Annotated in this window: 14 protein-coding genes and 1 riboswitch; of the genes, 8 read left to right on the top strand and 6 right to left on the bottom strand. The window is 63.2% G+C overall.

What is annotated here, in order from left to right:
- Nucleotides 1–64: 64 nt before the first annotated feature.
- Nucleotides 65–961, top strand: coding sequence for an SDR family oxidoreductase (locus QM588_RS04900; protein WP_283311958.1), 897 nt, complete (start codon nt 65–67; stop codon nt 959–961).
- On the opposite strand, the gene QM588_RS04895 is transcribed toward QM588_RS04900, so the two are convergent.
- Entirely contained in the window at nt 954–2,576 is a 1,623-nt protein-coding gene (locus QM588_RS04895) for an MFS transporter (RefSeq protein ID WP_283311957.1), read from the bottom strand. The two genes, QM588_RS04900 and QM588_RS04895, sit on opposite strands and share 8 nt — an antisense overlap.
- A gap of 78 nt (nt 2,577–2,654) precedes the next feature.
- A complete protein-coding gene (locus QM588_RS04890; RefSeq protein WP_283311956.1) occupies nt 2,655–3,251 on the bottom strand; it encodes a TetR/AcrR family transcriptional regulator in 597 nt (198 codons plus the stop codon).
- Nucleotides 3,252–3,364: 113 nt separating this feature from the next.
- Between QM588_RS04890 and QM588_RS04885 the strand changes: the two genes are divergently transcribed.
- Together QM588_RS04885 and QM588_RS04880 are read left to right on the top strand one after the other, a co-directional pair.
- On the top strand, nt 3,365–5,053 hold the full coding sequence (locus QM588_RS04885) for a nitroreductase family deazaflavin-dependent oxidoreductase (protein ID WP_283311955.1): 1,689 nt from the start codon (nt 3,365–3,367) through the stop codon (nt 5,051–5,053).
- Between the two features lie 50 nt (nt 5,054–5,103).
- On the top strand, nt 5,104–5,592 hold the full coding sequence (locus tag QM588_RS04880) for an SRPBCC family protein (RefSeq protein WP_283311954.1): 489 nt from the start codon (nt 5,104–5,106) through the stop codon (nt 5,590–5,592).
- 2 nt (nt 5,593–5,594) lie between these two features.
- On the opposite strand, the gene QM588_RS04875 is transcribed toward QM588_RS04880, so the two are convergent.
- The gene (locus QM588_RS04875; RefSeq protein WP_027497643.1) at nt 5,595–5,864 is read right to left on the bottom strand and encodes a DUF7218 family protein; all 270 of its coding nucleotides are present in this window, start codon (nt 5,862–5,864) and stop codon (nt 5,595–5,597) included.
- A 116-nt stretch (nt 5,865–5,980) separates the two neighbouring features.
- On the opposite strand from QM588_RS04875, the gene QM588_RS04870 reads away from it, so the two are divergent.
- Nucleotides 5,981–6,688, top strand: a complete 708-nt coding sequence (locus tag QM588_RS04870; RefSeq protein WP_283311953.1) for an enoyl-CoA hydratase-related protein — start codon at nt 5,981–5,983, stop codon at nt 6,686–6,688.
- A 17-nt stretch (nt 6,689–6,705) separates the two neighbouring features.
- Here QM588_RS04870 and QM588_RS04865 read toward each other — a convergent pair whose 3' ends face one another.
- Nucleotides 6,706–7,734 carry an LLM class flavin-dependent oxidoreductase gene (locus tag QM588_RS04865; protein ID WP_032370179.1) on the bottom strand — a complete coding sequence of 343 codons (1,029 nt, stop codon included), beginning with the start codon at nt 7,732–7,734 and terminating at the stop codon, nt 6,706–6,708.
- Between the two features lie 176 nt (nt 7,735–7,910).
- Nucleotides 7,911–8,134: riboswitch (cobalamin riboswitch) on the top strand.
- A 126-nt stretch (nt 8,135–8,260) separates the two neighbouring features.
- Between QM588_RS04865 and QM588_RS04860 the strand changes: the two genes are divergently transcribed.
- From QM588_RS04860 to QM588_RS04850, 3 genes are read left to right on the top strand one after another with little or no spacing between them, the layout of a single operon-like run.
- Nucleotides 8,261–9,298 (top strand): FecCD family ABC transporter permease, encoded by a 1,038-nt coding sequence (locus QM588_RS04860; protein WP_336620060.1) that lies wholly within the window; start codon nt 8,261–8,263, stop codon nt 9,296–9,298.
- Nucleotides 9,298–10,071: an ABC transporter ATP-binding protein gene (locus QM588_RS04855; RefSeq protein WP_283311952.1), complete on the top strand. Its 774-nt coding sequence runs from the start codon at nt 9,298–9,300 to the stop codon at nt 10,069–10,071. Before QM588_RS04860 ends, QM588_RS04855 begins: the two co-directional genes overlap by 1 nt.
- Complete coding sequence (locus QM588_RS04850; protein WP_283311951.1) at nt 10,068–11,087, top strand: ABC transporter substrate-binding protein; 1,020 nt, start codon at nt 10,068–10,070, stop codon at nt 11,085–11,087. The genes QM588_RS04855 and QM588_RS04850 overlap by 4 nt, the downstream gene beginning before the upstream one ends.
- 70 nt (nt 11,088–11,157) lie before the next feature.
- On the opposite strand, the gene QM588_RS04845 is transcribed toward QM588_RS04850, so the two are convergent.
- Nucleotides 11,158–11,628 carry a hypothetical protein gene (locus QM588_RS04845; protein ID WP_283311950.1) on the bottom strand — a complete coding sequence of 157 codons (471 nt, stop codon included), beginning with the start codon at nt 11,626–11,628 and terminating at the stop codon, nt 11,158–11,160.
- 160 nt (nt 11,629–11,788) lie between these two features.
- Nucleotides 11,789–12,247 (bottom strand): SRPBCC family protein, encoded by a 459-nt coding sequence (locus QM588_RS04840; protein ID WP_094652471.1) that lies wholly within the window; start codon nt 12,245–12,247, stop codon nt 11,789–11,791.
- Between the two features lie 29 nt (nt 12,248–12,276).
- Here QM588_RS04840 and QM588_RS04835 point away from each other — a divergent pair, with 29 nt between their 5' ends.
- Nucleotides 12,277–12,618 (top strand): DUF6461 domain-containing protein, encoded by a 342-nt coding sequence (locus tag QM588_RS04835; protein ID WP_283311949.1) that lies wholly within the window; start codon nt 12,277–12,279, stop codon nt 12,616–12,618.
- The last annotated feature ends 574 nt before the right edge of the window (nt 12,619–13,192 follow it).

The following is a 13,192-nucleotide window of genomic DNA, read 5'->3' as shown; positions in this document are numbered from 1 at the left end:
CGAGAACTGGGGCGGCTTTCGTTTTGCCGCAATGAGTCCTTTTCACACGAGGCAAGGATCGACAATGTCCGACCAGTTCACCAAGAGCGACCCCACCACTGCTTTCTCCGTGCCCGAGCGGGACGAACAGCCCGAGCTCGAGCATCCGGGATTGACTCGCGACATGGTCACCGCACCGGATCACGGCGAGAAGTCGTACCGGGGTTCGGATCGGTTGCACGGCCGAAAAGCGTTGATCACCGGTGGTGATTCCGGGATCGGACGAGCTGTGGCGCTGGCATTCGCGCGAGAAGGTGCCGATGTCGTCATTGCTCATCTCGAATCCGAGGGCCCCGATGCCCAAACGACCGTCGACCTGATCGAAGCCGCTGGACGGTCGGGCCGAGCGATCGCCTGCGACCTCACCGACGAAACGCAGTGCACCACATTGGTCGACACTGCCGTGGAGGTTCTCGGAGGCCTCGACATCGTCGTCAACAACGCCGCGTTCCAGATGGCCCAGATGGGCGGCATCGCCGATATCACCACCGACCAGTTCGACCGTGTGCTCAAGACCAACTTGTATGCCTTGTTCTGGATATCGAAGCGCGCCGCTGCCGTCATGAGTGCGGGCTCCACCATCATCAACACCACCTCGATTCAGGCATCGAATCCGTCGCCGGAGTTGCTGGACTACGCCACCACCAAGGCAGGCATTGTCGCATTCACCAAGGGCCTGGCCGGCGACCTCGCCGGCCGTGGCATTCGAGTCAACGCCGTTGCGCCCGGACCCATTTGGACTCCCTTGATTCCGGCGACCATGCCTGCAGAGAAGTACGGCGAGTTCGGCGAGACGGTTCCGTTGGGCCGCCCGGGCCAGCCCGCGGAGTTGGCTCCGGCCTACGTCTTCTTGGCCTCGAACGAGTCTAGCTACATCACGGGCGAGACCATTGCGGTCACCGGGGGCACCCCGTTCAACTGATCTCGGTGTCTTCGGACTTCGGTGCCCGCCACGCCAACAGCACCCCGTCTCCTTCGGGTCGCCGCCATGGCAGGAAGAACGCCACAGCGATCGCGCATGCCATGGCGGCCCCGACGGTGACGAACGACGCGAGCTGAAATCCCTCCAGAGACGCGGCTTTCATCGCATACACGAGCTCCGCCTTCTGTGTCGCGAAGATCGGGTTGGTCGGCGCTTCGACGATTTCGAGGACGCTGACGACGGTCTCACGGGCAAAGGCCTTCTGGTAGGGCTCCATGATTGCGTCGGGAATGGCGTCGATTCGGGGGCCCACTTTCGTGGTGTAGATCGACGCGACGATCGAGCCCAGCACCGCGACGCCGAGTGTTCCACCCACCTCACGGGTGGTGTCGTTCACCGCCGAGCCCGCACCTGCTTCGTCGAGCGTCACCGACGACATGATGGATTCGGTGGCCGGGCCTTGCACGATCGCCAACCCGAGGCCCATCAAGATCATCGAGACGACGACCGGTCCCAGGTACGGGGTTTCGACCTCGACCTGGCCCGCAATGAACATGCCGATGCTCATCACGACGAGTCCGAAGACGATGACGGCTGTCGTTCCTATTCGCTGCGCGATCAGTGTGGCCAGTGGTGCTCCGACCGCGATGGATACCGCGAACGGCAGTGAATGAACGCCGAACTGCAACGGCGTCAACTCCATGACACCCTGAAAATACTGGGTGATCATGAACAGGAAGCCGAACATACTGAAGTACCCCACAGCAATGGCCAAGGCGGGCAGCGAGAATCGTCTGATTCGGAACAGATTCAGGTCCAGTACCGGAGACGGTGTTCGCAACTCCCACCACACGAACGCGGCAAGCGCGACGCATCCCGCGGTGTAGGCTCCGATGCTCGCCGGTGACAACCAACCGTTGTGCGGCGCTTCGATGATCGCCCACACCACGACTGTGATGCCCGTCAACGACAGCACGATTCCGACAGGGTCGTACTTGCCCACATGTTCGGCTCTCGACTCCGGAACGCAGGCCAGTGCGGCCACCAGAACGAGCAGGGCAACCGGAACATTGATCCAGAACACCGAATGCCACGAGAAGTGCTCGAGCAGAAAGCCGCCCGCTGTCGGACCGATGGCGATGGCGAAACCTGCCATCGCCGTCCACGCAGCGATGGCCAGGGCTCGCTCTTTGGCGTCGGTGAAGATATTGATGATGAGAGCCAACGTGGCCGGAAAGACCGCCGCCGCACAGACTCCCATCGCGGCGCGGGCGGCAACGACCTGCCCGAGGTCGGCGGCGACCGCGCCGCCCACCGACATCAGCGCAATGCCCGCCAGGCCGATGATCATCACCTTCTTGCGCCCGTATCGGTCTCCGAGGTGGCCGAAAGCGAGCAGCAATCCCGCGAACGTCAGCGTGTAGGCGTCGACCACCCACTGCAAGCCGCTGATGTCGGCGCGTAGCTGTAGCCCCATCGACGGCAGGGCGACGTTGACGACGGTGTTGTCCAGTACGACGAGCAGCTCCGCTGCGCAGATCACGAGTAGAGCCAGATATCGGCCGCGAAGCTTCGTACCCTCTACGCGGTGTCGAGAAGTGGTGAGTGACGGCATGAGATCCCTTCCGGCTATGACAGTCAACATAGTTCCTGAAGGGAAAGTAACTGTAACTCGGCGTTATAGCAATAGTCGCTATCGGGAACTCTGCCCACCCGCTGCGTCCAGGACCGCGTCGAGCAGAGCCAACAACTCCCCCTCCGTCCGATCCAGCGCGGTGGTCGATCGCTGCGCTTTCGCCACGATCAGCGCACCCTCGATCGCCGATATGGAGAACGTCGCGAGCGCCTGGGCCCGCTCTCTCGTCAACCCGTGCTGCCAGAGCGATGCGGCGATCGTGTCTTCCCACGACGAGAACGACTCCCCGGCCGCGGTGACGGCACCGGGGGCATTCGCCCCCTCGAGTGCGGCAGGAGCAATGGGGCAACCGGACACGAAATCGGTGCTCGACAGTTCACTGCGAAAGCCCTCGATGATCGCGCGCACCGTCGCCGCCGGCCCGATTTGGGCCAACCCCTCGGAGATCATGGCCCCCATCACCGCGCCGGCCGTTCGCGTTGCCTCCTCGACCAGTTGAGGCTTGCCCCGAGGAAAGTGGTGATAGATCGAGCCCCTCGGGGCACCTGCGTGCTCGATGACGTCGGCCAACGACGTCGCTTCGACTCCACGCTGCCGAAACAATTGCGCCGCACTGCGCAGCATGTCCTCGCGGGCACTGCTTCGATTTGCCATCCATCACCTTCCCGAACACGATCATTGACGTGACACCGAGTGACATTTACAGTCACATACGACTATGACGGCAATCATATCCCGTCACGCTATCCCTGAACCGGAGTCGAGCCATGCCCACCGAGACCGACGTCGTCGAACTGAGCACCCCACTCCCACTCCCCTGTGGGCTGACCCTCCCGAACCGTGTGATGAAAGCGGCCTTGAGCGAGGGCTTGGGGACTGCCGAGCACGCACCCGATACCCGGCTCGAAACGCTGTACCGCCGTTGGGGCGCGGGTGGCTACGGTCTGGTGGTCACCGGAAACGTGATGGTCGACCGATCTCATCTGGGCGAACCAGGCAACGTCGTCATCGAAGACGACCGCGACCACGATGCGCTCGCGCGCTGGGCGAAGTCGACCTCCGACGGTGGCGTCCCCATCTGGGTGCAGCTCAATCACCCTGGAAGACAGGCCAATCCGATCGTCACCCGTGCCACGCCCGTCGCCCCGTCTGCAATCGCGTCCGGCGTTCCCGGACTACCGACACCTCGCGCGTTGAGCGAGAACGAGATTCGAGGCATCATCGACAGGTTCGCCCTGGCCGCGTCGGTAGCGGAGGCGGCCGGCTTCGATGGAGTGCAACTCCACGGTGCCCACGGATACCTGGTGTCACAGTTTCTCTCACCCCTGTCGAACCGACGCGAGGACGCGTGGGGCGGAGACCTCGACGGCAGAATGCGATTCGTTCTTCACGTCGTGCGCGCCATCAGAGCGGCCGTGTCCCCCGGCTTTGCAGTGGGAATCAAACTGAACTCTGCAGACTTCCAGCGCGGCGGATTCAGCGAAGAGGAATCTCGCATCACCGTCGAGCATCTCGCCGAGGAAGCGATCGATCTGATCGAAATCAGTGGCGGCAGTTACGAATCGCCCGCGATGATGGGCAACTCCAGCACTCGCGATCGCGAAGCCTACTTCCTGGAATACGCCCACACGGTGCGCGACGCAGCCGGGAGCGTTCCGCTTGCGGTGACCGGTGGTTTCCGCACCCGTTCGGTGATGAGTGCGGCCGTACGATCGGGAGAGTGCGACGTCGTCGGTCTCGGTCGCCCGACTGCTCTTGCCCCGGCAGTAGCCCGTTCACTGGTCGACGGCTCACTGGATCAGGTCGAGACCCCGCGCGTCGCGTTGCGAGTTCCGTCGAAAGCTGGTGCTTTCAAACAGATCAACGGCGCTCTGGACTTGCAGTGGCACACCGACCAACTGCAGCTGATCGGCGATGGAGGGCAACCCGATTCGGGACGCCCCGCCTGGCGAACAGCGATAGCAATGGTGCAGCGCAACGGCTGGGACGCGTTTCGTAGTCGGCGCGCCGGGGGCACCACGACAGCGTCCGCCGCAGCTGCGAAGTTCCGCCGGGAGCGGTGGATCGGAAAGCACGTCGCCAACCCGCTCGTGAACGGGCTGGCATCCGTCGGAGTCAGAACATCGTTGGTCACCGACATCGAGACCGTGGGCCGTCGATCCGGTCTGCGCCGACAGGTACCGGTCTCTGCATCGTTCGACCGGGCGGGAGCGTGGGTGATCTCCCAGCACGGAACCAGGTCCGGTTGGGGAGCCAACATCGGCGACGACCCGCGTATCAGGATCCGTGTCGGCGATCGCTGGCGAGCGGGCACAGCTACGTTCGTTCCCGACGACGACGTCAGTGCGCGAGCGCGCTCTTTTTCCGCGAACCCACTGTTCGGGCGGCTCATCGGCGCAGGTTTTCGCGCCCTCCAGACCGACCCGATATCTGTGCGGATCGAATTCACCGATTGACAAGATGATTGTGCTCGACGGTGGATCGTCGCACGACGCATAATGACCCGATGGCACCGATACCCACCGGCACGCTGCGCGAGACGGAGACCGGCTACGCCCTCGAGCTCAGCAGAACCATCGCCGCGTCACGAGAGGATGTGTGGTCCAGCCTCACGGAATCCTCTCGGACCGCGTTGTGGTTCGGACCCTGGGAACGGGTGACCGACGACAGCATCCGCGTCACCATGGTCTTCGAGGACGGCGAACCCGTCGCCGACATGTCGATCGACGCCTGCGAGCCGCCCCAACGACTGGCCGTCAGTATGTCGGACGAGGGCGGCTGGCCGCTCGAGGTCAGGCTTACCGAGAAGGGCCGCGGCACACTCGTCGTGCTGACCCACGGCCTCGACAGCACGGACGGCGTCGGCGACATAGGTCCGGGCTGGGAGTACTACCTGGACATGCTGATCGCATCCAGGGACGCCGCACCGCTGCCGAGCTTCGACGACTACTACCCCGCACAGCAGGAGTACTACTCGTCTCTGCGGCCGGAATGACGTCAGTGATTGCGTAGCGCCTCGATCAGCTCTTTCTTGTTCAGCTTGGAGTAGCCCTCCAGGCCGATCTCCTTCGCTCGATCGGTCAATTCGTCGACGGTCCAATCCTCGTACGATCCGGACTCGCCGCCCTTCTTACCGACGTTCTTTCTGCCCTCGTTGGCCGCGGCATTCGAGATGCGCGCCGACTTCTCCTTCGAGTTTCCTTCGTCGCGGAGCTTCTCGTACAGATCCTGATCCTTGAGCTGTGGCTGGTCATCGTTGGTCGGCATGCCGGTCCTCCGTTCGATCGTCTGTGTCGATACAGCTACCCGGTGTTTCCGCCGGCAAACACGTCCACCTTCCCTCGCTGTGGGATAGAACAACGAAAGCTGGGTACCTTCGGGACATGCCATACCTGGATCGTGTCGCGGACGTGTTCGTGTTGAATCTCGGCACTCGCGATGTCGAGGACACCGAGAACCGGATGGGGCCGGATTGGGTGACCGAGGTCAACACTCTGCTCGACGAGGTAGAAGCCAGTAGTGGCCCGACTGCATTGGTCACGACGGCGACCGGCAAGTACTTCTCGACCGGGGTCGACCTGTCCTGGGGTGCCGAGAACCTCGACCAGATCAACCGATTCATCGGAACGGTGCAGGAATTGTTGGTGCGGTTCTTGACCCTCCCGATGCAGACGGTGGCGGCCATGCAGGGGCACACCTACGGCGGCGCCGCATTCTTCGTCATGGCACACGATTACCGCGTCATGCGCTCCGACCGCGGCTTCCTGTGCTTTCCTGGCGTCAACATCGGCGCAACGTACAGCCCGGGAACAGTCGACATGGTCCGAGCCAAGCTCGCACCGCACACGTTTCACGAAGCACTGACCACGGGCCGACGCTACGGCGGAGTGGACGCAGCCGCCCTCGGCTTGGTGGACGCAGTGTCCACCGAGGATCGGCTGCGTGACGACGCACTCTCGCGGGCAACGGATTTGATCGGAACCCGCGGCCCTGTGCTCGGCGAGATCAAGCGCACGATGTATGCGAATGAGATACGTTCGCTGTCGACCCCGGTCGCCGGTGTGGACGAAATGGAATGGGTCGCAAACTGATTCTCGCTCGCTGCCGCTTACGCGTCGGCTACCAGCGGAGCGACTTCGGTACCGAGTAGCTCGATGCCGCGCAACAGATCACCGTGGGCGAGACGCGGATTGGTCATCTGCAGCGACAGTCGATCCACACCGCCGAGTTGCTCGCTCACTCGAACGATCTTGTCGGCCACGGTTTTCGGGTCTCCCATGAAGAACGCGCCGTTGGGTCCCGACGTGGCGTCGAACTGCTGTCGGCTCGGTCGAGCAAACCCGCGCTCGCGTGAGATCTTGGTGAACATCTCGTTCCAGCCCGGGTAGATGGTGTCGGCTGCCGCCTCGGTGGTGTCGGCGACGAATCCGAACACGTGCAATCCGACTTTCAGCTTCTCCGGCGAGTGACCCGCTTGCGCGCCGGCGCGCCGATACAGGTCGACGAGCGGCGCGAACTGGCGCGGTTCTCCACCGATGATGGCGATCATCAGGGGTAGGCCCAAAAGCCCTGCACGAGCGAACGATTCGGGGGTTCCGCCGACACCGACCCAGATGGGTAGCGGATCCTGCAGCGGACGAGGATAGATCCCCTGACGGTTCAGCGCCGGCCGGTGCCGGCCGGACCACGTGATCTCTTCGTTGTCGCGAATCTGCAGCAGGAGATCCAGCTTCTCGGCGAACAAGGAATCGTAATCGGCCAAGTCGAGTCCGAACAGCGGGAAAGACTCGGTGAACGAGCCTCGTCCGACCACCAAATCGATCCGGCCCTTCGAGATCAGGTCGAGGGTGGCGAACTCCTGGAACACTCGCACCGGATCGTCGGCACTGAGTACCTTGACCGCGCTGCCGAGCCGGATGTTCTCGGTGCGCGCGGCAGCTGCGGCCAGAATGATCGACGGAGCGGAATCGTAGTACTCGCTGCGGTGATGCTCGCCGATGCCGAACGAGTAGAGACCGACCTGATCCGCGAGGGCGATCTCCTCGAGTAGGTGCCCCATCCTCTCCTCCGGCGCGATGACGCGGCCATCGGTCGGATCGGTCACGGAAGAGACGAAGCTGTCTACGCCCAGATGCATTAGGTACCTCTCGGTTCGGGATGGACGAACCCATCAGCGTCGATGAAGGTTCGATTATTCCAGTGGAGGGTGGGCAGAAAACTACTACTCTTCCCAACGCTTCGACTCATCCGCCGCGAAGTACATCCGCTGACTTGCAGCGAAGCGGACCGACACAACGCGTCACGCATGAGCTGTTATCGTGCGTGTGCGTTGGTTTTCGATGGCCGTGCTGGTCATCGGATCGTAAGAGGGAATCCGGTGAGAACCCGGAACTGCCCCGCAGCGGTGAGTGGAAACGACCGCGGTCATCGAGCACTGGGATTGGTCCCGGGAAGCGACCGCCAGTAGGAGTCGTCCGAGAACGTCGTCGGACGGCGTGTCCGCGAGTCCGAAGACCTGCCACCGCGGCTGCGCCGCCGGCGTGGTCGCCTGTCGATCCCGAGGGACACGGTCGACGAGGTCGTCGTTCGCGCTGCGCGGATTCGCCTCGGATACCGTGCTTTTCGCAGGTCGCCAGGTCAGGGATCAGCGGAGAAAGTTGCGCATGCAGTCCAGATCGGTCCTGCCCCTCACTGTGCTCGCCGCCGCGATCTGGGCAGTGTCAGCCCTGTCGGCACTGATGTTCGGGGCCGCGCACATCCCGGCAACCGACGCCATGGGCTATCTGTGGGCCCAGCTGTCCGGCGGCACGATCGCCGTCGGTGACGTTCCCGACTACCGCATCGTCGTCGATTCTCGGCTGCCGCGGGTGTTGCTGGCGACGCTCATCGGAGCAGGTCTCGCAGTGGTCGGACTGGTGGTGCAGGCGATGGTGCGCAACGCGCTCGCAGACCCCTACGTTCTCGGAATCTCGTCGGGTGCATCGGTAGGCGCGACGTCGGTGGTCCTGCTCGGCACGTTCGGCGCCCTCGGCATCTACGCCCTCTCGAGTGCAGCGTTCCTCGGCGCACTCGCCGCAACCGCCCTGGTGTATGTGATGGCACGCTCCCCGGTAGGGCTGGTGCCACTGCGCCTGGTCCTGACAGGTACCGCGTTGGGTTACGGGTTCTCTGCAATGACGACCGTGCTGATCTTCCTGGCACCTCAGGGCGACGGCGCTCGCAGCGTGATGTTCTGGTTGCTCGGCAGCCTCGCCGGTGCTACCTGGGCCAGCGTCCCGCTGGCCGCCACAGTCACCGTGGCCGGAGTAGCCGCGACCGCTCTGACGGCCCGCAGACTCAACGCACTGTCGATGGGAGACGAAGTCAGCGCGGCACTGGGCTTGAACGCAGCACGGCTACGGCTGACTCTCTTCGTGACATCCGCGGCGATGACAGGGTGCTACGTATCCATCTGTGGCGCAGTGGGATTCGTCGGTCTGGTCGTCCCTCACTTAGCACGGTTACTGGTCGGGGCCGACCACAGCAGGCTTGTCGTGATCACCCCGGTCCTGGGTGCGGCTTTCCTCGTCACCGCGGATCTGGTGTCCCGAACGATTCTACCGCCGCAAGAGCTCCCCCTGGGGGCGATCACCGCGGCAGTCGGAGTTCCGGCGTTCGTACTGCTGATGCGTCGCCGCGGCGCGATGATCGGCGACCGTTGATGCGCGTCGACTACGACGACGTCGCAGTCGATATCGGCGGCACCCGCATCATCGACGACATCACCATGAGCCTGGACGCCGGCAGCATCGTCGGCATCGTCGGCGCGAACGGGAGCGGCAAGTCGACACTGCTGCGGTGTCTGTATCGAGCAACCGAGCCCTCGACCGGACGCATCGAGGTAGATGGCCGCGACATCACCGCAATCACCATGCGAGAGAACGCACGTCAGGTTGCAGCACTCACCCAGGACTCCTCGATGCACTTCGACTTCACCGCACGCGAGGTCGTCGCCACCGGACGTCTTCCACACAACGGCGCTTTCGGACGCGACCGCACCCGCGACGACGCCGCGTGCGCTCGTGCCGCGACCGTCGCCGATGTGGAACATCTGTTGGACCGATCGTTCCTGTCATTGTCCGGAGGCGAACGCCAACGCGTCCTGATCGCACGGGCTTTCGCCCAGCAACCGAACGTGCTCGTGCTCGACGAACCCACCAATCACCTCGATATACGACACCAATACGCAGTGCTGAGCGCCGCTGCGAGCCTGCAGATCACCGTGATCGCCGCGCTTCACGATCTGAACATCGCCGCCCAATTCTGCGACCGCTTGGTCGTACTTCACGCCGGCCGCATCGTCTGTGCGGGTTCACCCGATGAAGTCGTGACCGAGAAGGTGCTCTCGACCTGGTTCGGGATCGGCGGACACATCGTCACCCACCCACGCCTGGGAGTTCCCCAGGTTCTCTTCGACGACAAGGACACTCGATGACCCACCTCTTTCGCCGGCCTCGCACGATCGCCATTGCCGCGACCGCTGTTGCAGCACTGGTCAGTTCGTGCGGAGCCCAGGTCGACACAGCCACCGAGCAGGGTGGCGATCAGGTGACGGTCACCAACTGCGGCGAGCCGCTGACCGTGACCGGTACCCCACAGCGGGTACTGACCAACGACACCGGCATCACCGAGATGATGTTCGCCCTCGGCCTCGCCGACCGCCTCGTCGGATACACCAGCTACCCGGGCAAGGAGCGAGACATCGACTCCTCGCCGTGGAAGAGCGCCTTCGACGCGGCACCGGAACTGGCCGACGCCTTCACCCGTGAGGTGATTCAGTCGGCGAACCCGGACTTCGTTTTCGCCGGCTGGAATTACGGCTACAAGGAGTCGACCGGTGTGACTCCCGATTGGATTCGCAGCATAGGCGCAGTTCCCTACCAACTCACCGAAGCATGCCGGCAACCCGGCAGTACTGCACGCGGAGTCATGGAGCCCCTCGACGCGCTCTACACCGACCTACGAAACCTCGGCGACCTCTTCGGAGTTCGTGACCGGGCCGACCGACTCGTCACCGACTACGAGAACCAGATCGGTGCCGCGAACGCCGGGGCTCCGGACGGCCGAGACCCGGCGCGGGTGTTCCTGTTCGACAGCGCCGATCCCGAGCCCTTCACCTCCGGCCGCACCGCAGCTCCGTCGCAGATCATCCGAGAAGCCGGTGGCAGCAACATCTTCGACGACCTCGACGATTCCTGGACCACCGCGTCCTGGGAAGCCGCAGCCCAACGCGACCCCGAGTTCATCGTCATCGTCGATTACGGTGCCGGACCGTCGAATTCGGTGGACGCCAAGATCGCACAACTACGCGCACAACCCCTGATGTCCGGCACCACCGCTGTACGCGAGAACAACATCATCGCCCTCCCCTACGCAGCGCTCGTAGAAGGACCACGCAACCCCGCCGCTGTCACCACGGTGGCGGACTTCCTCCGATCCAAGGGCCGCTGACCGTCCACAAGAACGGGGCAGCGACACCTCGGAGGTTGCGGCTTCCGAGGCTCGAATCCTGTGCAGGCGCTCAGTCTTCGATCGTCACGATCGGAGAAGCCTGCTGCACCGTATAAGAGTTCCACGGCAGGGTCGCGAGGACGTCGGACAGCCCGGGATAGTCGGAGACCCACGCTGTTGTCGGATCGACGCCTTCGGTACCGCACGATGCGAGCGCGACATAGGTGCCGGCCGGGATATTGGTGACGTGTTGGGTGCTGATTCCGATCTGGCCCCCGTCGTCGGTCGAATACAGCGACTGTCCGATGCCGACGACCTCCCACACCGGCGGCAGCACTCCGCCCGGTGCCGGAGCCAACGATGTGCCGCAGGCCAGGTCGCTACCGGAGTTGTTGGTGATCGTGTTGGTCACCGTCGATCCGTCGACCTCGAACGCATAGGTCACGTCTGTCGATTGCGCCGCTGATGCCGTCGCTGGGAACGCCGCTAGTGCTGGCGCACAGAGCAGCACTCCGATCAGAATCCGACTGGTCGATCGCATGGCAATCCTCCTGGTTCGCGTGAACTATGTCCGGGTTGTCAGTCTGCATCAAAAAATACCGATCAGCATCTTTCGAACCGATTGCAGCCGAACGGGGCGAGAAACAGGGTCGAGAACCGTTGTGTCGGTGTAAGTTTGCAGACCCCTGCCGGCCGTCGCTTCAACGCTTCGCTTCGGCGCGCTTCTTGATGTACGCATTCCGAACACACAGGACGCGCCGGAGATACAACTTGCCTGGAATATCCAGGATCGCAGCGCCGAGTCGTCCGCCACGGAACTCGACGGACATGATGTCGACCATCTGCGTGTGACCCCGGCGTGCGAGAAAGAAGTGCTCGTGGCGCATCGAGGCAAAGGGTCCGGTGACCTGCTCGTCCACGAAATATCTCGCGGGCTCGTACTCGGTGATGCGGCTGGTCAAGGTGAACCACACACCGAGATGCCTCGAGCGGATGTCGATTTCATCGCCCAAACGAAGAGCACTCCGCTTCGAATCGACTCGCACGCTCTCTCCGTACGCTCCCTGAGACTCGGCGTGAACGATTGCATCCGACTCCAGATCGAACACGTCAGCGGGGTTGGCCGCGATCGAAGTCGTGAGCCTGATGGTGAACGCCATGGGCACAGCTTTGCAGGTCGGTGGCAGGGTTGGCCGATGAACTGATGGCACCGCTGTCGATCGGTGGCGAGGCCCTCACGTTCGCCACTCAGGTCGGCCACAGCAATGTCGCCCAGTGGGTCGACGGTGCTCGAACCGCTATGTTCGATGCGCTCCTGAAGGACGGGCCGGGTTTCGACGAACCTGACAGCCCCTGGCGAGATCGCATGCGTGAAGCCGGCGATGACCCCGACGGCGAGGGTCCGATGCCCGACGGCCTGTTTCACACACTGGAGGTCTACATAGCAATGATCGTCAACCACACTGGAATCGATTCCACGCAAGAGCTGTTGCGCAGCGGACAGTTTCAGGTCGGCGACTCCCTCGAATAGTGGAGGGCTCAGCCGAGTACAGCCGGCTGTTGCGAGATGCCGAGGGATGAGCGACTCGAAGGGGTGTGGTGGCCGGCCGAGTTGCTGACGGTTTCTCCCTGCCGCTCGACTGGATTCGAGCGCTTAGCGGCGTAGACGGTCGAGTGGGTTGACGACGCGGGCTACCGAACAAAAATGCCCGTTCACCAACTTCTGGTGAACGGGCATTTCGTTGTGCGCCATCAGGGATTCGAACCCCGGACCCGCTGTACAAGAGATAACAATTCAAGTGGATGCACTCGCGTCCGTCATCGGCTAATTGAGCTGCGTGTTCGGCGATTCGAGTGACCATCGGCGTCCGCGTGAATCCACTTGGGTGCGCTCCAAAGTGATGAGTAAAAGATGACTTCCGTCGACCTGCTCCCGGTCATCACCTCGGTGTGCAGAACGCACGCCGTTGCCTTCCCAGCTGCGGCTCGTATCAGCTACTTGGTTGCGGGCGACGTAACTTGCCACCCGCATCGAGAATCAGGTCACTCACGTTCGACATCGAGCATGCAGTCGCGCAAAAAATTTTCGCAAGTTCGCCCCGCAC

This window comes from Rhodococcus sp. IEGM 1354, from assembly GCF_030056855.1.
GTDB lineage: Bacteria > Actinomycetota > Actinomycetes > Mycobacteriales > Mycobacteriaceae > Rhodococcoides.
The sequence above is the reverse complement of the archived record's forward strand: the minus strand, read 5'-3'. Positions and strand labels throughout refer to the sequence as shown.